The organism is Nocardia sp. NPDC059240, from assembly GCF_042753865.1.
GTDB lineage: Bacteria > Actinomycetota > Actinomycetes > Mycobacteriales > Mycobacteriaceae > Nocardia.
In genome coordinates this window covers 449,708-467,013 of record NZ_JBHZAC010000002.1, presented here as the reverse complement: position 1 = coordinate 467,013, position 17,306 = coordinate 449,708, and the positions used below count along the sequence as shown (strand labels likewise).

The window sequence follows — 17,306 nt, the reverse complement described above, 5'->3', positions numbered from 1 at the left end:
GACCTGATCGAGAATTTCGGCCATAATCGGGGGATGGGCACCGTGCAGGAGGCGAGCATCCGGGATTGGGATTTCCCCCGTGGCGTGGCGAGCGCCGCGCTCATGGTGGGCTTCGCCCGTGAGCACGGCGTGCAGACCGCGCGCATGCTGCACGGCAGCGGCCTCACCGACAAGCAGCTCGCGGATCCGGACGCGCAGATCGACGCGCACACCGAGCTGGCCATCATCCGGAATCTGGTGCGGGAGCTGGGGGTGCGGCCGAACCTGGGGCTCGAGGTGGGGCGGCGGTATCGCATCTCCACCTTCGGCATCTTCGGATTCGCCTGTGTCAGCAGCCCCACCCTCGGCGAGGCCATCGCCTTCGCGCTGCGCTTCCTGGAGCTGAGTTTCACCTTCTGTATTCCGGCGGCCCGCTGGCAGCCCGGCGAATTCGTGGTCCACGACGAGCGGGTGCCCGCGGATGTGCGGCGCTTCCTGGTGGAGCGGGATGTGACGGCCATGCATCAGGTGCTGTCGGATCTGCTCGGCCGCCGGGTCGAACTGCTCCGCGCCGACTTCGACTTCCCCGCCCCGGCGAACCTGGATCTCTACACCGAAATCTACGGCCTGCCGCCACATTTCGAGCAGCCGCACACCATGTTCACCTTCGATCCGGCGCTGCTGGAGCAGCCGCTGCCGCAGGCCAACGACCACACCTGGGCCATGTGCCTGGCCCAGTGCCGGGATCTGGTCTCCCGCCGCCGCGCCCGCACCGGGATCGCGGCGGAGGTGCGCGGGCGGCTGGTCCCGCGCGGGGGCGTGGACGGGTTCGCGGTGCCGCCCGGAATCGACACGGTGGCAAGGGATCTCAATATGAGCACCCGTACCCTGCGCCGGCACCTGGACGCGGCGGGCACCAGCTACCGGCAGTTGCTGGACGAGGTGCGCCGCGCACTCGCGGAGGAAATGCTCACGGCCACACCGCTATCGGTCAGTGATGTGGCGATCCGGTTGGGCTACGCGGAAGCGTCCACCTTCATTCACGCCTTCAAGCGATGGACCGGCACCACGCCATCGGTGTACCGGCGCGGTGCCGCGCTCACTCCGCCGGTTCGCTGAGTTTGCCGCCCATGGCGATCGGGCGGAACATCGACAGCAGCCCGGTGTCGGTGATCGAGTGGAACACCAGCGACGGGTCCGGCGCGAAGTCGATCGGCACGTGTCCCGGTGCGCGCGTTTCCCATTCGCAGCCGATGGTGGAGGAGACGCTGGGCGCGACGATCAGCGGTTTGCCCGCGAACAGCGTCATCAACCCGGCGTGCACATGGCCGGTGAGCACGGCCGCGATGCGCGCATCGCCGGCCACGATCTCGGCCAGGCGTTCCGGATTGGTCAGCCGGATCGGGTCCACGACGGTGGACTGCACCGGCACCGGCGGGTGGTGCATGGCGATCAGGACGGTGTCGTCGGCGGCGGTCTGCGCGAGCGCGTCCTCGAGAAAGGCGTAGGTCTCGTCGTCGAGGCGGCCCTCGGGCTTGCCGGGAATGCTGGAATCCAGCAGCACGACGGTCACGCCGTCGCCGCGGTGCACAGTGTTGATGGGCGCGTAGCCTGGGTCCTGGTCGAAAAGGATCTGCCGCATATTGCCGCGGTCGTCGTGATTGCCGGGCAGTACGAGTACCGGAATCTCGGAGGTGAAAGCGAGGCGGGCCTGCCGGTATTCGTCGAGTTCACCCTCGTCGGTGATATCGCCGGTGACCAGGATGAAATCCGGTCGCTGCGGCAGCTCGGCGAGAAATCCCATCACCCGTTCGGCGCGTTCGACATTGCGGGCGCCCATATTGAAATGGGTGTCACTGAGCTGAGCCAGCAGAACCATCGGCGTTCGCTTTCTGTGAAGGGCCGCAACGTTGCGCCCGGCTGTGCCGCCGCACCGCGGTCACCTCATTGAGGCTAAATGACCTGCCCCGATGTGGATCGGTGAGACCCGCCACGCAATATAGCGAACGGGCATCAATGTGTGGCCGGCAATGACCGGTCCATGAGTTCGCTTGCGCTGCTCAATAGTTGCTGCGGCTTGTCGGTGAGTGTCACCGCACCCGGTTGCCAGAAGTCCGCTCCGGGTTCCGCCTCGAGCTCCAGTACACCATTCGGACGCCAGGGTGCGTCGAGGGTCAAACGCCACGAATGCAGATGGGTGCGCGGAAATTCGCCGGAGCGATCGAAGAGCGGATCGCCGACGATGGGGTAGCCGATCCAGGCCAGGTGCACGCGAATCTGATGCCGCCGCCCGGTGATCGGGCGCAGCGCCAGCACGGTGTGCGACCCGGTACGGGCGACGGTGACGAATTCGGTGACCGACGGATAGTTCTTGCCCGCGAGCACATCCGAGGCATCGACCAGCCAGGTGTCACCGGCGCGCTGAATCGTCTCCCGGGGCGCGGCGATCCGCACCCGGTTCTTGCGACCGACACTCAACGGCAGGTCGATGACACCACTGTCGGGCAGGTCGACGCCCGAAACGACCGCCAGGTACGCCTTGCGCACCGTGCGCTTGTTGAACTGCCGGGTGAGCGGCCCGTGCGCGGACAGCTCCCGGGCCAACAGCACCAGCCCCGAGGTCACCTTGTCGATGCGGTGCACCGGGTACAGCGTCTCGCCCTGTGCCGCCGCCATTTCCACGATGTCGGTGTCGTGGCGTTCCCCGGTCACCGAGATGCCGGCGGGCTTGTTCAGGGCCAGCACCGCCTCGTCCTCGAGGATCAGGCACTGTTCGCGCAGTTCGGGCCACTGGATCACGGGCCCAGCCTAGTGAGGGGTCAGGCGGTCGCCTGCTCCAGCTCGGCCAGACCCGCTTCCAGGTAGTCGATCATGCGATCCAGATCCGGCACGGTGCGACGGCAGCCCACCAAGCCGAAATCGAGGTTGTCGCCATTGGTGGTCAGCGTGATGTTCATGGCCTGCGATTCGAAGGGAATCGAGAGCGGATAGTTGGCGTCCAGCCGCGCGCCCTGCATGTAGACCGGTTTCCGGGGTCCCGGCACATTCGAGATCACCAGGTTGAAAGGCATGCGCGGCAGTGCTTCGAAGCCCGGTAGTAGTGACACCCCGAGCGGCGTCATCAGGGCGGCCGACAGCAGCATGGCCTCGAGTTTCGGCAGCTGCGTGAACACCTGCTTGGCGTCGCGCATGGAGGTGCTGATGGCGTTGAGCCGCTCCACCGGATCGGCGAGGTGGGTGCCGAGGTTGGCCAGGCAGGCCGCGACCATATTGCCTTCGGAGGTGTCGGCTTCGGCATTGCTGCGAATGTTGACCGGCACCATGGCGATCAGCGGTTCGTCGGGCAGCGCGTCGCGCTCGAGCAGGTAGCTGCGCAGCGCCGCCGAGCTCATGGCCAGCACCACATCGTTGACCGTGGCCCCGGTGGCGGTCCGCACGGTATTGATCCGCTCCAGCGGCCACGACCGCACCGCGATGCGCCGGGCGCCGCCGATGGAGGTGTTGAAGATGGTGCGCGGCGCGGTCATCGGCATGGTCAGCCGGCCTTCGATCGCACCCCGCAGCGGCGCGGCGATCGATCCGGTGGCACGCAGGATCCGCGGTACCGACTTGCGTACCTGCGCCCACGGGCTCTCGGGTTCGACGCTGTCGTCGCGCGGCACCGGCGGGGTGCCCCACGGCACCGACAGGTTGGTGTCGAGCGGATCGTCGGTGAGGGTGCGCTGCAGCAGCCGCATCGCGGAGACGCCGTCGATGAGGGCGTGATGCATCTTCATGTAGATGGCGAAGCGGCCGTCGGACAGGCCCTCGATGAGCCGGCCCTCCCACAGCGGCCGGTGCCGATCCAGCAGGATGCCGTGCAGGCGCTCGGTGAGATCCAGCAGATCGTCCATCCCGCCGGGCGCGGGCAGGGCGGAGCGGCGCAGGTGGTAGCCCAGATCCACGGTCTCCGCATGCGACCAGGCCAGGCTGGAGAAACCGCCCAGCAATCGGCTGGGCCGCCGCCGGAAACGAGTGCGCACCTCGGTCTTCGCGGACATGGCCGCGAAGAGTTCATGGGTGTAGTCGGGGCCCGCGTCGGCGGGCGGCTCGAACAGCTGCAGGCCGCCCACGTGCATGGGGTGTTCGCGGGATTCGATGGCCAGGAAGATGGCGTCGAGCGGATTGAGAAGATCCATGGGAGTCGCCTAAACCGGGTGGGCAGGGTTGAACCGGACGGCAAGAGATCTGCCCGAAGTTGATGACGGGTGCGGCGACACTGCCCCCCGCTGCGTGAACGTGAATCAAGTTATCACTCTATGCGATTCGCCCGCAGCGAATGAGCGAGAGCAAACCCCCAGCAGGCTTGCTGTCCGGCTGCCGACTAGGAGGCCCGGCGGGCCTGTTCCCGCTCGGCCCCGGTGCGCGAGGCGAAGCTCATGGCGACGGTGGTGCGGCGGCCGTTCACGAAGGGATGCACCCGGTGCAGCGTGGTGTCGGCGCGCATCAGGTACAGGTCGCCCGGATGCAGCTCCCAGGAGTGAATCGGGTTGCGGGTCAACGTCCGGTACACGTCGTCGTGGTCCCAGTCGCGGTGGGTGTGGGCGACCGTCTGCACGAAGCCCCCGTCGGCCAGCGGCGGGCACTCCACCACCAGGACGAGGGCGAAAGCGTAGTCGTCCCAGTGCCATTGGCCGGCGACATCGTCGTGATGCAGGCGGCTGACCCGGTAGCGGCGGTCGTCGGTGCGGGCCAGCACGGGCTCGGCGGCGATCAGGGAGAGGTTGTGCCGCAAGGGTTCACAGTCGTAGAGCGCCGGGATGCAGGCGGCGTGCGCGGCGACCTCCGGCTCGGCCAGCTCCACCTGCTGCCGTGCCGCGCCCTCGCCCTCCGGGAGCAGTTCACCCCACTGCCGATGGTGGTCGAGCAGGCCCAGCGCCTCGGCGGCCAGCACCCGTTTGACGCGATGCGGCAGCAGGAAGCTCAGTCGTGCTATTCCGGTCTCCGCCAACCGGTTCCGTGCGTGCGCCAGGGCGGAGGGCTCCACCGCGCGCAGATGTTTGTGGGCCGACTCGATCGTGCTGTGAACCTGCACCGCGCACGTCCCTTCGAAAAGACCGCCCCCCACCCGGGAGGGCCCGCCTCTGATTGTAATTCGTTGCCCGGCAACGACTATGGAATCGGATTGCCGGTTGATCACGATCTGAAACGTGGGCGGCCGCACGGAATCGCCGAATCGACGCGTAATTGCCCTACCGGACCGGGCCACGCGGTAACTTGATATTCGCTATGGCGGATTACGGGCATGAGCTGAGGTTCGGGATCTTCGTTCCGCCCGAGGCGGCGCGCGGGCGTTCGCTGCTGCGCCTGGTGCGCCAGGCCGATGAATCCGGGCTGGAAGTGCTGGCGGTGCAGGACCATCCGTATCAGCCCGCCTTCCTGGACACCTGGACCCTGCTGTCCTTTCTGGCCGGTGTCACCCGCAATCTGACCCTCATGCCCGCGGTGGCGAACCTGCCGCTGCGCCCGCCCGCCGTGCTGGCCCGCAGTGCCGCCAGCCTCGACCTGCTCAGCGGCGGCCGGGTCGAACTCGGCCTGGGTGCGGGCGCGTTCTGGGACGCCATCGAGGCCATGGGCGGCACCCGCCGCACACCCGGCCAGGCGCTCACCGCACTGCGCGAGGCCGTCGGCGTGCTGCGCGCCCTCTGGGGCGAGGGTGAACGCACCCATCTGCCCGGCGACTTCTACCCCCTGCGCGGTGCGAAACCCGGTCCGCCCCCGGCACATCCGATTCCGATCTGGCTGGGCGTCTACGGCCCCCGCGCCCTGCGCATGACCGGCGAACTCGCCGACGGCTGGCTCGGCAGCGTCAGCTACGCCCCACCGGAGAACCTGTCCGCCCTGATGTCGGCCATCGATGCCGGCGCCCGCGAATCCGGCCGCATCCCCGCCCTGATCCGCCGCGCCTACGTCATCGACCCGACCATGACCCCACCCCAGCTCACGGATCTGGCCCTGTCCCAGGGCATCAGCGAATTCCTGCTACCCGTCGACCCGGACGGTGAGGGGCCGGTTCATCACTTCGTCTCGGAGACCGTTCCAGCGGTCCGGTCTGCGGTGGCGGCTGCTCGCGCCGGGCACTGACGCTGCCCCTGAGAGTTATCGAGCCCCGAAGAAGCGGTTGTGCATGATCTGGCGCAGCGGTGAGAGGATGCCGTCGAAGCTGACCCGGTCCGCGCGCACGGTATGCATGCTGATGTCCCCGCGCTTGGGATCCTCGCAGATCACCCGCAGTTTCTTGGTGCTCCCGTGCCCGCTGCCCAGGGTCAGCGTGACCGACCCGTCGGAGCCCACGGTGCCCCACGGACCGCTCAGGTCGGCGGCCGCGATCTGACATTTGTTGTCCGGTTTCTCCCCGGAGACCCGAGCGCTGATCTCGGAGCGGCCGTGAATCACGGCCTTGGGTTCGTCGGTGGCGGTGGCGGCGCCTGCGGCGAGCAGGGTGCCGAACGCGCCGACCACGGCGACGGTGGCAATCCTGGTGCGCAGTGATCGAGACATGGTTCTGATAGTGAATCGCGACTTATGAGGTTTTCGTGACGTCGTCGGATGAACTGAAGTTGAATAACGCGTCAAAATTGTTTGCGGCCGGTCTGTTTCACCGGACGTCGAGCGATCCCCCACGGTCGAAAACCCTAGCGGATCCGCCACCGCATGCAATCTTCCATTTCGATCCCGCTACTGGTGATGCGGAGTGTTTTCCGCGAAGATCGATTTGCTGTAGGTACGCTGTGCGCCGTTCTATGTGCCCCGATTGGTAGAGCTGGACGGAACCCCTCCCGAGGAGGATGTGGTGACAGCAGTTGCTCCAAAGCCCGAACGCGATCTCGAGTGGGCCCGGCCGTTCCCGGCGCGAAGTGGCCCCAAGGGCTCGTTCATCTACAAGGCGATCACCACGACCGACCCCAAGATGCTCGGGATGATGTACCTGACCACGGCCATCACCTTCTTCCTGATCGGTGGCATCATGGCGCTGCTGATGCGCGCCGAGCTGGCCCGGCCGGGCATGCAGTTCCTCTCCACCGAGCAGTTCAACCAGCTCTTCACCATGCACGGCACGATCATGCTGCTGTTCTATGCCACGGCGATCGTGTTCGGTTTCGCGAATGTGGTGCTGCCGTTGCAGATCGGCGCCCCCGATGTCGCCTTCCCGCGCTTGAACGCCCTGAGCTACTGGCTGTACCTGTTCGGCGCGAGCATGGCCACCGGCGGCTTCCTCACCCCGGGCGGCGCGGCCGACTTCGGCTGGACCGCCTACACGCCGCTGTCGGACATCGTGCACTCGCCGGGCGTCGGCGGTGACCTGTGGATCCTGGGCCTGGCGGTCTCCGGTCTGGGCACCATTCTCGGTGGCGTCAACATGATCACCACCGTGGTCTGCCTGCGCTGCCCGGGCATGACGCTGTTCCGCATGCCGGTGTTCACCTGGACCATCCTGGTGACGAGTTTCCTCATCCTGGTGGCCTTCCCGATCCTGACCGCCGCGCTGTTCGCGCTGGCCTACGACCGGCACCTGGGCGGGCACATCTACGACCCCGCCAATGGCGGCAGCATCCTCTACCAGCATTTGTTCTGGTATTTCGGGCATCCCGAGGTGTACATCATCGCGTTGCCGTTCTTCGGCATCGTCTCGGAGGTGTTCCCGGTCTTCAGCCGCAAGCCGATCTTCGGTTACACCACGCTGGTGTACGCGACCTTCGCCATCGCGGCGCTGTCCATCGCGGTGTGGGCGCACCATATGTATGCCACGGGAGCCGTTCTGCTGCCGTACTTCTCGTTCATGACCTTCCTCATTGCGGTTCCGACCGGTGTGAAGTTCTTCAACTGGATCGGCACCATGTGGCGGGGGCAATTGACCTTCGAGACGCCGATGCTGTTCGCGGTCGGCTTCATCGTGACGTTCCTCTTCGGTGGTCTGTCGGGTGTCATCCTGGCCTCCCCGCCGATCGACTTCCACGTCTCCGACTCGTATTTCGTTGTCGCGCACTTCCATTACGTGCTGTTCGGCACCATCGCCTTCGCGACCTTCTCGGGCATCTACTTCTGGTTCCCGAAGATGACCGGTCGCATGCTCGACGAGCGCCTGGGCAAGTGGCACTTCTGGACCACGTTCATCGGCTTCCACACCACGTTCCTGGTGCAGCACTGGCTGGGCAACAAGGGCATGCCGCGTCGGTACGCCGATTACCTGCCGGAGGACGGATTCACCACGCTGAACACCGTTTCCACGATCGGTTCGTTCATTCTGGGTGCGTCGATGCTGCCGTTCGTGTGGAACGTCTTCAAGTCCTACCGCTACGGCGAGGTCGTGACCGTGGACGACCCGTGGGGTTATGGCAACTCGCTGGAGTGGGCGACGTCCTGCCCGCCGCCGCGGCACAACTTCTACGAGCTGCCCCGGATCCGTTCGGAGCGTCCGGCTTTCGAGCTGCACTACCCGCACATGGTGGATCGCATGCGCGCCGAGGCGCATGTGGGCTGGGGCTCGAAGCATCACGCGGTGGTGGAGCACGAGAAGGCCAGCACCTAGTTCATCCCGCACTCCGCGCGGCGGTCGTCTTCGGACGGCCGCCGCTTCTTTTTGGGCTTGACACAATTAATGGAACGGAGCTAATTTTAGGACCGTAACAAGTTGAGTCGAAAGGTCGTAGCAGTGCACAAGATTCAGTTCTCCGGTAGCCGCCCCGTCATCGCCGAGGTGGCCGAGCCGATCCCCGGCCCGGGGCAACTGCTGGTGCGCACCGAGCTGGTGGGGGTGCACGTCGGCCTGCTGCGCATGCTGCAGCGCGGTGACGGCGGGCCCGATGGCGGCGAGATCGTCGGCAGCGTGGTGGCGGCCGGACCGGACCTGCCCGACTGGGTCGGGAAGCGGGTCGGGGGTGTGGTCTTCGAGGGTGCGTATGGCGAATACGCCCTCGCCATGCCGCAATTGGTGTCCGAGATCCCGGCCGGTGTGTCTGCCGCCGATGCGCTGACCCTGGTGCGCGGTGGTGTCATCGCGCTCGGTCTACTGCGGACCGCGTGCTTTACCGCCGGTGAATCGGTCCTGGTGACCGGTGCGGCCAGTGGAGTCGGCCATCTTGCCGTGCAGCTGGCAGCGACCCTGGGCGCGTCCCGCGTGATCGCGGCCGTCAGCACCGGCGACAAGGCCGATTTCCTCCGCGAGTGCGGCGCGGACGGGGTCGTCACCTACGACGAGACCTGGACCGAGAAGGTGGATATCGTGCTCGACGGCGTCGGCGCGGACATGGTGCAGCGCGGTGTGGAAACCCTTGCCCCGCATGGCCGTCTGATCGCATTCAGCGCGTACGGCGGCAGCGTGGACGCCAATACCCTGCTCGGCGAACTCAAGACGGTCACCGGCTTCTCGATAGGCCTGCTCAGTCGCACCCGTACCGACCTGCTCGACGCCTGGCGCGCCGAGCTGTGGGAGCTGCTGGCGGCGGGCCGGATTCGACCGCGCCACACCGTCTTTCCGCCGGCGGAGATGGCGGCCGCGATCGATCTCGTCGCCACCCGCCGCAATCTGGGTCGGGTCGCGGTCCGTCTGGCCGGATAGTTACCGCGCGGTTGGGGCAAATGACCGATACCGCCGCGCGGATGCGCCGACTACGGTTCGATACCGGAAGCCGGTCTCACCGTCCGGCTTCCGTGCCCGGACTCCCTCTCCGGGCTTGCCGGCCACTGCCCGGCCCGGCAACGGAATCGGCCCGATGCGGATCTCCTGTCCGCATCGGGTCGCCTCGAGCACCTGACCACATAACGCCTGGTCATTCGTCCATTTGCGGCACGCTCGGAATAGCAGTGGACTTGCTGTCTCGGTGCTGTACTGTCCGCATTCGGAGCGCGAAACCGCCGCGTTCCGGCGCAATCCGCAGGTCTCGACTTCGGGAGGGACAATGCTCGCCGATTCTCCGGATGTTTGCGATACCGCACCGGGCTTCGCTGGCCGCACCGCCGAGTCCGCCGTCGGCGACTCCGCCGACTGGCAGCGGCAGCTACGGAAATGGAACGACACCAGCTCGGCCGTCGCGCTGACGCTGCCCCAGCTGCTCACCCGGGCCGCCTCCTACGATCCGGAGGCCGCGGCCGTGGTGTGCGGTGGCGTCGCCCTCACCTACCGGGAGCTGGCCGAGCGGGCGAACCGGCTGGCGCGCAGCCTCATCGGCGCGGGCATCGGCCCCGAGGACGTGGTCGCGGTCGCCCTGCCCCGCTCGCCGGAGTGGGTGGTGGCGGTCTGCGCGGTCGCGCACGCCGGGGCCGCCTTCCTGACCGTCGACCCGGACGCGGCACCCGTCCGCATCGCCCCGATCCTGGCCGATTCCGGTGCGGTCGCCGGGATTACCACCGAGCTGCGGCGGGACCCGCTGCCCGCCTTGGCCTCCGGCGCCTGGCTGCTGATGGATCCCATCACGCGGCCGGACCGGTCCGACGAGCCCGAACTGCTCGACGCGCGAGCGCGTGTGCTGGTGGCCGAGGGCGCGACCGCACCGTTGCGCCGGACCAGCGGCGAGAGCGCGCCCGGCGCGGCCGGTGTCTGGTCGGCGCCGCTGGCGGCCCCGGTCACCGACGCCGAACGGGTGCGGCCGCTGCGGCTGGAGCATCCCGCCTACGTCGTCTATCCGCCCGAGTCGAGCGGAATCATGCGGGGCGCGACCATCACTCACGCCGGACTGGCCAACCTGGTGGTGACCCAGGCGCAGCGCTGCGACTCCGATCCGGATGCCCGGGTGCTGGCCGCCGCCGCCCCCGGCCGTGACACCGCGGTCTGGGAGCTGTTGCTGGCCTTGGCCTCCGGGGCGACGCTGGTGGTGGCCCCGCCCGGCCCCTATGCGGGCGCGGATCTGTACGAGCTGATGACCGACGCCGCCGTCACCCACGCCGTGCTGACGCCGCATATCCTCGCCACCCTGCCGAGCGCCGAGCCGCTGCCGCAACTGCGGCTGCTGGCCACCACGGGCGCGGCCTGCCCGGCCAAACTCACCGGAATCTGGTCGTCCGGCCGCTCTTTCGTGAGCGGTTACGGCTGGCCGGAGGCGGGCCTGTGCGCCACCATGAGCCGCCCGCTCGACGCGGTCGCCCCGCACGCGGCCGTCTCCATCGGCGGACCGGTGGTGGGGACCCGCTGCTACGTGCTGGACGAGAAGATGAACCCGCTACCCCCGGGCGTACTGGGCGAAATCTATGTGGCCGGTGCGGGTTTGGCGCGCGGTTACCGGCATCGGCCGGGCCTCACCGGGGCCCGCTTCCTGGCCGACCCGTACGGCAATCCGGGCGACCGCATGTTCCGCACCGGCGAGTTGGGCTGCTGGCGCGGCGACGGGGAACTCGACCATCACGGACGGCTCGGGTCGGCGCCGATCGGGCAGCCGGCGGCACCTCGATTCTCACGGGCGGGATCGCCGGGCGCGTTGTAATGTTTTGGTCCGGAGGGCCGCGTAAGCGGCAGGGACGGGCCATAACATGGGGACGTGGGGGAGTACTCGGTGAGCACACCAGACGAGTCGTCGAAACGCGCCCGCCTCGAGTTCTCGGCCGCCTCGGGGGATCCCAAGGCGATGCACGACCTCGGCTATCTGTTCGAGACGGCGACGCCACCCGAACGCGACGAGGCGCGCAAATGGTACGAACTGGCGATTGCCGCCGGGTACACCGACGCGTACTTCAGGCTCGGCTATCTGCTCAATGACAGCGTGGCGCAACAAGATCAGCTGACCGCGATCGGCTGGTATCAGAAGGCCGCCGCGCACGGCGACCGGATCGCCATGTTCAACATCGGCATCCTCAGCGAGTACCGGCTCGCGCCGCCGGACTACCCGGCCGCCCGGCACTGGTACGAGCAGGCGGCGAACGCCGGGCATACCAACGCCTACTACCGCCTGGCCTACATTCTCGAGCAGCGGGTGACACCGCCCGACCGCGTCGGTGCGCGGCACTGGTACGAGAAGGCCGCCGAAACCGGCGATGCCCGCGCCACTTTCAATGTCGGCTACCTGTACGAGACCGACGATCCGCCGAACTATCCCGCGGCGACGCAGTGGTACGAGAAGGCGTCCGCGGCGGGCTACGAGAACGCCGACTACGCGGTCGGATTCATGCTCGACAAGCGCATCACCCCGCGCGACGTGGCCGCCGCCCGGCGGTGGTACGAGAAGGCCGCGGCGCACGGCGACGCCCGCGCCTTCTACGCCTTGGCCGAATTGGCCGAGAAGGACAACGATCCGATGACGCTCGTGCTGTACGAGCGGGCCGCCGCGAACGGCAGCGCTTCCGCGATGAACTGGCTCGGCCACCACCTGTGGATGCGCTCGTCCGGGCGCAACGCGGCCGCCGCCACCGCCTGGTTCGAGCGCTCGGCCGCCAACGGTTTCGCCATGGCGAAGTCCAATCTGGTGAAGATCGGGGTGGCGCCGGCGCCCCCGGAGGGCCAGACCCCGGTCGTGCCTAGCATCCGGCCCGAGATCGTGCCGGCCCCGGCCGCCCTCGGTCTCACCGCGTCCGAGACGCCAACCGGAATCCGCGCGGAACTCGACGCCGTCATCGACGATTCGCCGTACCGGCACAATGCTTTCCGCCTGTCCGGCCTGCCCACCGATGCGAACGGACGCCTGCTGCGCAAGCGGGTTACCGAGATCGACGCGACCGAACGGCTCGGCGTGCCGGTCGCGGCCGCGACCCTGCTGCCCGTGCCGTTGCCGCCCGAGCCGGGCGAGGTGAAGGCGGCCCTGAACCAGTTGCGCGAGCCCAACCATCGGCTGGTCCAGGAACTGTTCTGGCTCTGGCCCGAGCGCGACGGCGCGCCGATCTCCGGCGACCTCGATGCGCTCGAACGCACCTGGCTGGCCCGGCTGCCGGACGCCACCGCGGCCCACAATCTCGCTGTGCTGCGCCACATCCAGGCGCTGGAATCGCCGCGCGGCGCACACGCCGAGACCTGGCTCGACGCACTGACCGCCTGGGACATCGTGCTCGGCGCGCCCGACGCGTGGGCGTGGCTGCGCGCGCGGACCGAGGCCATCGGCGACGACCGTTCCGGCACCGCCGCATTGGCGGAACTGCGCGCCGCCCTGCCCGCGGCCCTGCTGCACCTGCACGCGAACCTGATCGTCCGCGCGGCCGTGACCGGCGATCGCAAATCCGCCGAACTCCACCTCGACGTGCTCACCCGCTTCGCCGACCAGATCAAGGGCCGCTCCGGCAGTTTCGACGCGGCGACCGTCGACAGCGTGCGCGATGCCGCGGTCCGGAAGCTGGCCGCGCACACCCGAACCCTGTCCGACGACGCCTCCCGCGCCATCAAGAGCGCGCCCAAGGACGCGGGCGCGACCGCCGAGCGCCTGCTCGACAGCGCCAAGCTCCCGCTGCTGGTCATCGACGGCCTGCGCCCGGTCACCGACCCGATCGGCAGCGGTGCGCACGACGACCTGGTCCGCATGGCGATCGCCTGCGACGTCGCCCAGTTCAACGAGACCCGTTCGGTGGCAACGAGTCTGAACATCCTGGAGCGGATCGGGCCGCTCGCCACCACCCCGTCGATCCGGGACCGGCTGGCGGTGGAGTGGGCGGCGACCGCGGGCAGTCAGATCGCCGGACTGTGCGCCGCGGCCCGCGACAAGACCGACGGCGATCCGAAACAGGGTCTGCAGCTGGCGCGGGAACTGCTCGAGGACACCCGGATCCCGCTGGCGCGCATGCGTTCCGCACCCAAGCCCGACGAGGAGAACATCGGCCGGGCCTCCGACCGGATCGCCACCGCCGCCATCAACTGCGTGGTCGGGTATTTCAACGAGACCAGTGAGCTGGCGGCCACGGCCGAACAGCTGGACCGGATCCGTCCGCTGGCGGTGGGCGCGGAAGCGCTGGAATACCTGCACAACCAGGACAAGGTGCTGGCCGGTATCCGGGCCAAGCGGGACGAGGCGAAGCGACTCGTCGACACCTGCTGGTTCTGTGAGCGGCGGACCAAGGTCGAGGCCGCGCAGTATCGGGTCGGGTTGCACAACAACGTGACTCGCCAGGGCAATGTCCGGCGGTGGAACTCGCTGCACGTCGATGTGCCGCGCTGCCAGGAGTGCAAGAGCGCTCACGCTCCCGGCGCCGCGATCTCAGCGCTGGCGAGATTCTTCGGCGTGATCGCCTCCATGGCCCTGTTCTTCGGGTTACTCGGCGGCCTGTTCAGCGAAGGCCACCCGGCGTCGGCGTTCGCGACCGCGGGAGTCGGTCTCGTGGTCGGCATCGTTTGCATCATGGCGATATCGGCCAACAAGGAGGCACCCGATCGTGCCCATAAGTATCCGCGTGTAGAGCAACTGCTGGCCGAGGGCTGGAGCAGGGGCGAACGGCCGTAACGGCGACTGGCAAGGGGAGAGCGAAAAGCATGCAGGACAAGGATTTCCACCCACTGCTGGTGGATCTCGCCACCGGTGTCTGGCGGTTGAGCGACAAGCTGGGCACAGATTCGGAGGGCCTCGTCGAGGATCCCGTCAAACTGCTGAAATCCATCACGCGGCAGGTGAACTCACTCTCGCAGGCGCTCACCGATGCCGGGGTGGTGGTGCAGAGTCACACCGGTGATCGCTTCGACGCCGGCCAGTCGGTGGAGGTGGTGGCGTTCGCGCCCTCGCAGGCGGTCACGTGTGAGATGGTCTCCGAGACCATCACCCCGACCGTGTACATCGACGGCCAGCTCTCGCAGCGCGGCCAGATCATCGTCGCCGTGCCGGAAAATGGGACCGGACAGGCTGTTTCGGAGGTGCTGCGATGAGCCGTACGACCATCGACTTCGGTATCGACCTGGGCACCACCAACTCCGCCGTCGCCGTGCTGCGCGGCGTCGAGGCCGAGGTGATCAAGAACAACGAGGACGCCGACACCACCCCCTCGGCCGTCTGGATCGACAAACGCGACAAGCTGCGGGTCGGGCGGGCCGCCAAGGAGCGCAGCGAATCCGACCCGGACAACACCGCCGCGGAATTCAAGCTGCGCATGGGCACCGCCCAGGAGAAGGTCCGGTTCGAGGCCAGCGGCCGCGAACTCACCCCGCCGCAGCTGTCGGCGGAGGTGCTCAAATCCCTGCGCGCCGATGTGGCGCAGCGCCTGGACGAGGACATCGAGGCGGCCGTCGTCACCGTGCCGGCCGCCTTCGATATGAGTTCCTGCGAGGCCACCCGGATCGCGGCCGAGGCCGCGGGCCTGCGCTTCGCGCCGCTGCTGCAGGAACCCACCGCCGCCGCGCTGGCCTACGGTTTCCAGTCCGCCGACGAGAACGCCCGCTGGCTGGTCTACGACTTCGGCGGCGGCACCTTCGACGCCGCGGTCATCCAGTTGCGCGACGGCGAGTTCACGGTGCTCAATCACCGCGGCGACAATCATCTGGGCGGCAAGCTGATCGACTGGCTCATCGTCGAGGAACTGCTCATCCCCGCGGTGCGCGACGAATTCGGGCTGCCCGATCTGTCCCGCGGCTCCGCGCGCTGGCGGCCGGTGGTCAACAAGCTGAAGCTCAATGCCGAGAAGGCGAAGATCGCGCTGTCGCGCGGTTCGTCGGCCGATATCGAAATCGATCTGGACGACGGCACCGGCCGCCAGCGCTTCGAGTTCTATTACGAGCTGCAGCGCGCCGATGTGGAACGGCTGGCCGAGCCGCTGCTCACGCGTTCGGTGAACCTCTGCCGCAAGGCGCTCGAGGAGGCGCGGCTCGGGGCCGGTGACATCGCCAAGCTGATTCTGGTGGGCGGCCCGACCCTGTCGCCGTACCTGCGCGAGCATCTCGCCCATCCCGAGCGCGGGCTGGGCATCCCGCTGGACTTCAGCCAGGATCCGATGACCGTGGTCGCCCGTGGCGCCGCGATCTTCGCTGGGACACAGCGCATTCCGGGCGGGGAAGCACCGGTGGCCGCACCGGGCGGCTTCACCGTCCAGCTGGAGTACGCGCCCGCGGGCCCAGATCCGGAACCGCTGGTCATCGGCCGCATCGCCGCCGCGGACGGCAGCGCGCCCACCGGGCTCACCGTCGAGCTGGTCAACCCGGGGGCGCGGCCGCCGTGGCGCAGCGGCAAGGTCGCGGTCGCCGACAACGGCGTGTTCAGCACCACGCTGTGGGCGCAGCCGGGCGCCGCGAACACCTTCGAGATCGAGCTCGTCGACACCAGCGGCCGACGTCGCGACCTCACCCCGAACACGCTGACCTACACCATCGGCGCGGTGGAAACCCAACCGCCGCTGATCCATTCGCTCAGTGTCGGGCTGGCCGACAACACCACCGTGCGCCTGATCGACCGCAACACCCCGCTGCCCGCTCGCGCGCGCAAACGGCTGCGGACGACCACGGCGGTGCATCACGGCGGCGGCAAGACCGGCCTGATCCGCATCCCGGTGCTGGAGGGCGAACACGCTCGCGGCGACCGCAACAGCACCATCGGCCGCCTCGACATCACCGCCGACCAGATCGAGCGCAGCATCCCGGAGGGCAGCGAGATCGAGGTGACGCTGGAGATCGACGCGTCCCGGATCATGGTGGCGCGCGCCTACATTCCGTATCTCGACGCCGAATTCGAGAACGTCATCGACCTGCACACCGAGACCCTGCCCGACGTCGCCGACCTGCGCCGCCAGACCGAGCGGGAACTGCAGCGGCTGGCCGAGGTCAAGAAGCGCCACGGCGATATCGGCACCGTGAATTCCGGTGTGCTGCTGGCCCGCATCGACGACGAGAACACCGTCCTCGACACCCAGCAGCTGGTCGAGGCCGCCGCCGCGGATCCGGACGCGGCGCTCGCCGCCCAGCAGCGGCTGCGTGACCTGCGGGCCGCCATCGACGAGGCCGAGGACGAACTGCAGTGGCCGAGTCTGGTGGTGCGGGCCAAGGAGACCGTCGGCTATGTCCGGCGGGCGGTCACCGAACTGGGCGACGAGGTCTTCCGCCGCCAGTTCGACCAGCTCGAGGTTCAGGTGCGGGACGCGATCGAGAGCCGCGCGGCCGACCTGCTGCGCCAGCGCACCGCCGAACTGCACTACCTGTGGCGGCAAATCCTCGATCACACCGGCGAATTGCCGATCATCATCTTCGAGAGCTTCGCCCGCGACCGCAACGAGATGATCGACCTGCGGCAGGCGGACCAGCTGATCGAGGAGGGGCACGCGGCGGTGCGGGCCCGCGAGATCACCCGCTTGCGGGTGATCAACGCCCGGCTGCGCCAGCTGTTCGAGGAGCCGCCCGTCGAGCCGGACCCCTTCAGTACGATTCGCAGCGCCTGAGCGCGGGAACCGTCGAATTCGGCTGAGCCAGT

13 protein-coding genes are annotated in these 17,306 nt (G+C 68.3%); 8 read left to right on the top strand and 5 right to left on the bottom strand.

Annotated elements, in window-relative coordinates:
• The first annotated feature begins 33 nt into the window (after positions 1-33).
• Positions 34-1,098 carry an AraC family transcriptional regulator gene (locus ACFXHA_RS07750; protein WP_379354117.1) on the top strand — a complete coding sequence of 355 codons (1,065 nt, stop codon included), beginning with the start codon at positions 34-36 and terminating at the stop codon, positions 1,096-1,098.
• Here ACFXHA_RS07750 and ACFXHA_RS07745 read toward each other — a convergent pair.
• From ACFXHA_RS07745 to ACFXHA_RS07730, 4 genes are all read right to left on the bottom strand, one after another.
• Positions 1,079-1,858, bottom strand: a complete 780-nt coding sequence (locus ACFXHA_RS07745) for a metallophosphoesterase (RefSeq protein ID WP_379354115.1) — start codon at positions 1,856-1,858, stop codon at positions 1,079-1,081. The two genes, ACFXHA_RS07750 and ACFXHA_RS07745, sit on opposite strands and share 20 nt — an antisense overlap.
• Positions 1,859-1,992: 134 nt before the next feature.
• A complete protein-coding gene (locus ACFXHA_RS07740; RefSeq protein WP_379354113.1) occupies positions 1,993-2,778 on the bottom strand; it encodes an RluA family pseudouridine synthase in 786 nt (261 codons plus the stop codon).
• Positions 2,779-2,798: 20 nt separating this feature from the next.
• Positions 2,799-4,157: a wax ester/triacylglycerol synthase family O-acyltransferase gene (locus tag ACFXHA_RS07735; RefSeq protein WP_379354111.1), complete on the bottom strand. Its 1,359-nt coding sequence runs from the start codon at positions 4,155-4,157 to the stop codon at positions 2,799-2,801.
• Positions 4,158-4,342: 185 nt separating this feature from the next.
• Entirely contained in the window at positions 4,343-5,053 is a 711-nt protein-coding gene (locus ACFXHA_RS07730; RefSeq protein ID WP_379354109.1) for a hypothetical protein, read from the bottom strand.
• Positions 5,054-5,247: 194 nt separating this feature from the next.
• Between ACFXHA_RS07730 and ACFXHA_RS07725 the strand changes: the two genes are divergently transcribed.
• Positions 5,248-6,102, top strand: coding sequence for an LLM class flavin-dependent oxidoreductase (locus ACFXHA_RS07725; RefSeq protein WP_379354107.1), 855 nt, complete (start codon positions 5,248-5,250; stop codon positions 6,100-6,102).
• Between the two features lie 15 nt (positions 6,103-6,117).
• Here ACFXHA_RS07725 and ACFXHA_RS07720 read toward each other — a convergent pair whose 3' ends face one another.
• Positions 6,118-6,519, bottom strand: a complete 402-nt coding sequence (locus tag ACFXHA_RS07720; protein ID WP_379354105.1) for a hypothetical protein — start codon at positions 6,517-6,519, stop codon at positions 6,118-6,120.
• 292 nt (positions 6,520-6,811) lie between these two features.
• On the opposite strand from ACFXHA_RS07720, the gene ctaD reads away from it, so the two are divergent.
• The 6 genes from ctaD (at position 6,812) to ACFXHA_RS07690 (ending at position 17,274) form a co-directional block, all read left to right on the top strand.
• Entirely contained in the window at positions 6,812-8,548 is a 1,737-nt protein-coding gene (ctaD, locus tag ACFXHA_RS07715) for a cytochrome c oxidase subunit I (RefSeq protein ID WP_379354103.1), read from the top strand.
• A gap of 123 nt (positions 8,549-8,671) precedes the next feature.
• Complete coding sequence (locus tag ACFXHA_RS07710) at positions 8,672-9,577, top strand: zinc-binding alcohol dehydrogenase family protein (RefSeq protein ID WP_379354101.1); 906 nt, start codon at positions 8,672-8,674, stop codon at positions 9,575-9,577.
• A gap of 340 nt (positions 9,578-9,917) precedes the next feature.
• Positions 9,918-11,435 carry an AMP-binding protein gene (locus tag ACFXHA_RS07705; RefSeq protein WP_379354099.1) on the top strand — a complete coding sequence of 506 codons (1,518 nt, stop codon included), beginning with the start codon at positions 9,918-9,920 and terminating at the stop codon, positions 11,433-11,435.
• Between the two features lie 69 nt (positions 11,436-11,504).
• Positions 11,505-14,366: a hypothetical protein gene (locus tag ACFXHA_RS07700; RefSeq protein WP_379354097.1), complete on the top strand. Its 2,862-nt coding sequence runs from the start codon at positions 11,505-11,507 to the stop codon at positions 14,364-14,366.
• A gap of 29 nt (positions 14,367-14,395) precedes the next feature.
• Complete coding sequence (locus ACFXHA_RS07695) at positions 14,396-14,782, top strand: hypothetical protein (protein ID WP_379354095.1); 387 nt, start codon at positions 14,396-14,398, stop codon at positions 14,780-14,782.
• Complete coding sequence (locus ACFXHA_RS07690) at positions 14,779-17,274, top strand: Hsp70 family protein (protein ID WP_379354094.1); 2,496 nt, start codon at positions 14,779-14,781, stop codon at positions 17,272-17,274. Before ACFXHA_RS07695 ends, ACFXHA_RS07690 begins: the two co-directional genes overlap by 4 nt.
• Positions 17,275-17,306 lie beyond the last annotated feature (32 nt).